This window comes from Parabacteroides caecihominis, from assembly GCF_023656785.1.
Classification (GTDB): domain Bacteria; phylum Bacteroidota; class Bacteroidia; order Bacteroidales; family Tannerellaceae; genus Parabacteroides; species Parabacteroides segnis.
Genome location: NZ_JAMOKS010000081.1, coordinates 1 through 5,115 on the forward strand (window position 1 = coordinate 1; position 5,115 = coordinate 5,115).

At 36.1% G+C, this 5,115-nt stretch carries 3 protein-coding genes and 1 pseudogene; 1 reads left to right on the plus strand and 3 read right to left on the minus strand.

The genetic code is table 11. The features are described from left to right. Positions 1-678 precede the first annotated feature (678 nt). The 3 genes from NBH14_RS28510 to NBH14_RS28520 form a co-directional block, all read right to left on the minus strand. A complete protein-coding gene (locus tag NBH14_RS28510) occupies positions 679-1,908 on the minus strand; it encodes an ATP-binding protein (protein WP_186962084.1) in 1,230 nt (409 codons plus the stop codon). Between the two features lie 125 nt (positions 1,909-2,033). Further along, positions 2,034-3,092 (minus strand): 6-bladed beta-propeller, encoded by a 1,059-nt coding sequence (locus NBH14_RS28515; protein WP_186962083.1) that lies wholly within the window; start codon positions 3,090-3,092, stop codon positions 2,034-2,036. Positions 3,093-3,118: 26 nt separating this feature from the next. After that, positions 3,119-4,276: a DUF4221 family protein gene (locus tag NBH14_RS28520; RefSeq protein ID WP_186962082.1), complete on the minus strand. Its 1,158-nt coding sequence runs from the start codon at positions 4,274-4,276 to the stop codon at positions 3,119-3,121. A gap of 515 nt (positions 4,277-4,791) precedes the next feature. On the opposite strand from NBH14_RS28520, the pseudogene NBH14_RS28525 reads away from it, so the two are divergent. After that, a pseudogene (locus NBH14_RS28525) lies at positions 4,792-5,016 on the plus strand (PD-(D/E)XK nuclease family transposase); the annotation flags it as partial. Between the last annotated feature and the right edge of the window lie 99 nt (positions 5,017-5,115).

A 5,115-nucleotide genomic window follows, 5' to 3' on the forward strand; every position in this document is an offset into this window, starting at 1 on the left:
CTTTCAGCTGTTCAATGGCCTTGTTCTTGATACTCTCGAAATCAAATTCTTCTTTCATAAAAAAAACTGTGTTAGCAAAGTTAATACTTTATTCCTTGCTGACACAGTTTAATTTACATCCTCTAGTTTTGCCAAAAACTTCCCAAACAACCATTCGTTTAATATATATCAAACGAAAGGAATTCAATTGTCAAACGCAAAGAGCATATATGTGTTTTATTCGTTCAATATATATCAAACGCAAATTTGAATGGAAACTTTTTTAGAAAAGAGTCCTGAGTTCATAATAAAAGATATATATGTATCAGTAAAAGTTATTCAGTAAGCAACCATTTCCAGACAGGGAGTACCTCGACTTCTTCGCTGATTTCTTTTTGTCGCTCCGCGATAATAGCTTTTATAACCCGCTTTTCCATAATCATGCACTGTATATAGTGCAAATATCGCTAAAGTTTGCTTTATATACAAAGCAAACTAGTTGTTTTTGTTAGATTTTATTCTACTTTTATTAACTCTATCTTCTGAAAGCAAAGAGTATTATCATCATAATCTGGATTTTTGAAATGACTGCAACTTATGTATAATCCATCTTCTCTAATAAAATATATAGTATATCATCATACAGAAAAGAATAGATAAAACTTTCTCCATATAAGATATTTTGTACAGCTCTATGCCTCAGATTTCCATTTTTAGAAAATCGCGTACATGTAACTGTTTGATACCTTTGTCGTTTGTACCGGCATTGAATTCATCCATGCTGATAACATATTTAGGGTAATGGTCTGGAATATTCATTAAATTACCGAATTCTCTTTCCCTCGTTTTTTCGTCAAGAATTAGATAAGCAACTTGTATGTATATGCGGCTTCCGTTTTTTATTCCAACAAAATCAATTTCATAATTGCCTTGCTGACCTACTTTTACGTCATAACCGGAGCATAGTAGATGTAAATACACTGCATTTTCCAATAGTTTCTGAATGTCTTTATTCAAATCGCAACCTCTGATTACATTCCGCAGTCCTAAGTCTTCAAAATAATATTTGTCTCCGATCTCAAAAATTTTTAGTCCATTGATATCCAGCCGGGATACTTTGTGTATAAAAAAAGCGTTGAGTAATGGATTCAGATAGTTCAGAACCGTTTGGGTTGACACGGTCGTTCGTTGGGATTTGAGGTATTTGGATATATTGGAAGCTGAAAATAGATTCCCTATATTATCGGCCAAGTATTCAACGAGGTCGTTCAAAAATGAAACGTTCCGAATGTTTTCACGGGCGACGACATCTTTCAGCAAAATGGTCGAATATACATTCCGTAAATATTCAAAAGCGTATGCTTCCTCTGTTCCTATTACTCTCAGATAGGGCATACCTCCGATTGTCAGGTATTTATAAAGACTTTGATTGTTGTCATCCAAATTGAAAAAACGAAGAAATTCTTCATATCCGAGGCTGTGGATAGGGAATTCAATGTATCTTCCGGCTAAATGTGTAGCTAGTTCTCCGGACAACATGGAGGCATTGCTTCCCGTACAGGTGATATCGCAAACACCTTCTGCCAGAAGACTTCTTAAAGCATATTCAAAGCGTTGTATTTCCTGTACTTCATCAATAAATAGAAAATTTTTTTTACCTTCCTGCAAGTTTGAATGTGCGTACTGGTATAAGTCATCATCTGTTTGAATGAACTCATGAGGCTTCAGTTCCCGGTTTATATAAATGATATGCGAATCCGGAAAAGTATTTTCTATATAATCCATTAGCTGATACATAATATAGCTTTTCCCTACCCGGCGTTGTCCTACCAGGATTTTTATAATATCTTTCCCTAAAAAGGGCTTTATACGTTCTGTATAAACAGGGCGTTTTATATATTCCCGTTTGAAGTGAGTTTTATCAATCATAATGGATGCTTTTTGCAAATATATCAATTTTGTCAATTATAATTGATAAAATGGCTTTGAATTTGTGTTTTGTCAATTATAATTGATGAATTTGCTGAGGCAGGTAACTGGTATAGGGATTTTGACTATTCAATAATCCCATCCAGGTCCAGATAACCGAATTGTATATCGCCATCCAGGTTCATGATAATACGGTTGTTTTCTTTATCATAGCAACAGGAAAGGAGTTGCGAACCTATGTTCAGAGTTTTCTGATAGTTACCGTTTAAATCGAAAATGAGGAATTTGTCGGGATAGTTCGAACTTAATTCTCCGTTCTTTTTCTTGTAGAAGTTATTACTTCCCCAATAACTCGCTACTATTTTGTCTTTGCAGAACATTACATCCTGGAAGTAAAGATCTTCATTTGTCGTTTTGGTATCCCATATCTTACCATATATATTATAGAGTAAATCTCCGTTCAGGTTACAGATTGACATTAAGTCATTATACCAGTAACATTCCACATAGATGCCGTTTTCTATCGATACAGCGAAACTGACTCGTTTTCTTTTTAATTCCGGATGTCCGCTGTATTTCATGGGGATGATTTCTCCCGTGTTCATGTTCCATTTGGTTACAATTGGTTTGTAATCACCGTTGTTTGTAACATCCCAGAATAATCCGTAAGAGAGTGTATCGTTGACATATTGATAGTTAAATGGAAATAATTCTGTTTTTATATTCGCTTTTACGGAAGGAATGTAATCCGGATTTAACAGTACACTATCCAGCCGGAAGCTAAGAACTTTTTCACTGCCGTGATCGGTCAGGTAAAAAATTTGTTCTGCTTCATTCGTTGCAATTCGGCCCATGTTTGAGATTTCTCCCGGCCCTTGACCTCTGTCTCCTGTACTGGTAATGTATTTGAAATTGTTCTTATCGAATATATATACGAGTTTGTCAGGTGATTTATAGTCACTTACCAATAAGTAATCGCCCAATATATGGGGAATCCCCCAGGCTGTGATTGGGTTTTCTTCTGTGTTAATTTCTTTTATTCTTTCTTGTATGTTGACTATGTTATTACGGTTTTTCTGGTGTCTTTCTGTATCTGTGTTTGAGGTGCAACTCAAACATAGTACGATCAATAATAAGAGGGAGACCTTATAGGGAGAATTAAATAAACAAGCGGCTGTGTTCATAACTGTTCTATTTGAGATTAATTGTTTTAGAGTTCTATTAAATCCATTCTTCTGAAACTTAAAACATTTTCATTGAATTCCGGATTCTGGAAATTGTTGTCGGAAATATACAAGCCATCTTTGAGGATGAAGAACATCACTGGGATGTAGATATTTTCTGGGAATAAAGTTTCTCCGATTACCTTAAAATCCTTATCTAAAATCATGATAGAAAATTTCTTTCCGGTTTTCATCAGGTCGGTAATATTCTCGTTGGGGCTTACCTCGCATGACGGCTGGAAGAAGCGGTAATAGACTTTCCGGTATTTATCATAAATGATATTTCCGTATGAAGCGTTTTCGATAGATTCTTTCCGTATTGTTTTAATGTCGGGTGCAGTATGATTTTTAGGAGAACCGTTTATGTATCGGCTTTTGCATGGATATTCTTTGAATGTCTTGTTGTCGTTGGTGACATGAATAGAGTTGCTGATGAAAAATGAATAGACAAAATTTGTTCCGTCATAGTCTCTGCTGCATGTGAAGATACCGTTTTCATTTTTTGCTTCCCACAATCTGGGATAGGTAAGTGGCAGAGTTTTCGTTTGTTTTGTCTGCATATTGACTTTTATACATAATGGATATTTCTCAAGATCGTCTCCGTTATAATGTTTGTCGGAAAACTTTAAAGCCTGATATAAATAGATAGAGGAATCCTGTAGGATCATAGGTGCGTAAACTTTGGACGTAGGAGGATGGGCAAGAGCCATTTGAGTGTCGGTTATCAGGTCATATTTATCCAGAATTTTTCCGGATTTATTAATCTTAGATATTTTGAATTGATTAAATATCAGGATATTGTCGAGATCGATAACTGTATGACCGATGAAGCGTCCGACTGCATCGGGACCTTCCATGGCTATTTTGATCTTGTGGGATAGTTTGCAGGAATCGAGCCGATAAAAGTTTAGTTCATTGGTTTGTTCATTTTCATAACTCAGATAAGGAATCCCTTCAGGAGTAATGTAAGAAAACATGGACATGCTATAACAACTTGTATTATCATCTATCGGAATGACGATACGTTTTTCTCCCGGTTGGAGTGAATAGTTCTTAGTCTCGTTTTTGCTCATGTTTCCTTTGCAAGAAGAGAACAGAGGAAGCATAACGCAGAAGGATAATAGGTATTTTAATATGTTTTTCATACAAGTCCCGATTTAGAATGTTTGATGTCGTAAATATAGATATAATTACGAGATGTTCGTAGTTTTGACGGGGAATTCTGATTTTTTAAGAACTGTTTTGAATTTATGATATGGTTCAGAATTTATCAGATATGAATGTTGTGCGTTGGTAGGGGCGGTTTGTGAACCGCCTTTACGATGTTAATGTAAGCCTGTAAGGCTTTAACAAACCAGCCCAGGGTTAGAACCCTGGGTTTATGAAAACTCGCTCCTGCTTTTCCGCCCCTACCCTACAGGGTGCCTCAGAAAGAGAAGGATTCAAGGGGACCCAGGGTTCGAACCCTGGGCTAATTTGTTACAGGCCTACAGCCTGAAGACACTGTCACTAATTGGTTCATCCTATAATTAGCAGATAGCTCAATTATTTCTATCATTTGAATCAAATAATCTTCTTCTGCGGTTGGATTAAATAAAATATTTCCTACATTTGTCCTGTTACCTATTATCGGGTAATAAACAACTAAAACTATTGACTTATGGAAAAGTATGTGAACATCATGCTCGACAAGGGCTTCAAGACCGTTTTCGGTGAAAAGCAAGTAGCAATCGACTTTATCAATGCCACGCTTGAGGGCGAACGTCAGGTGAAAGACCTGACCTATCTCGATAAAGAAATCCAACCGGAAGTAATAGAACAGCGTACGGTGATCTTCGACCTCCTTTGTGAAGATGTGGATGGGAGCAAATTTGTACTTGAAATGCTCTAACTTTGCATAGTTCACCAAAGCAAGATTAATTCAATATATTTGTTGTATGAATAATTGAATTAACCGATCGGTAGAAGTAAACTATCTCGAGAT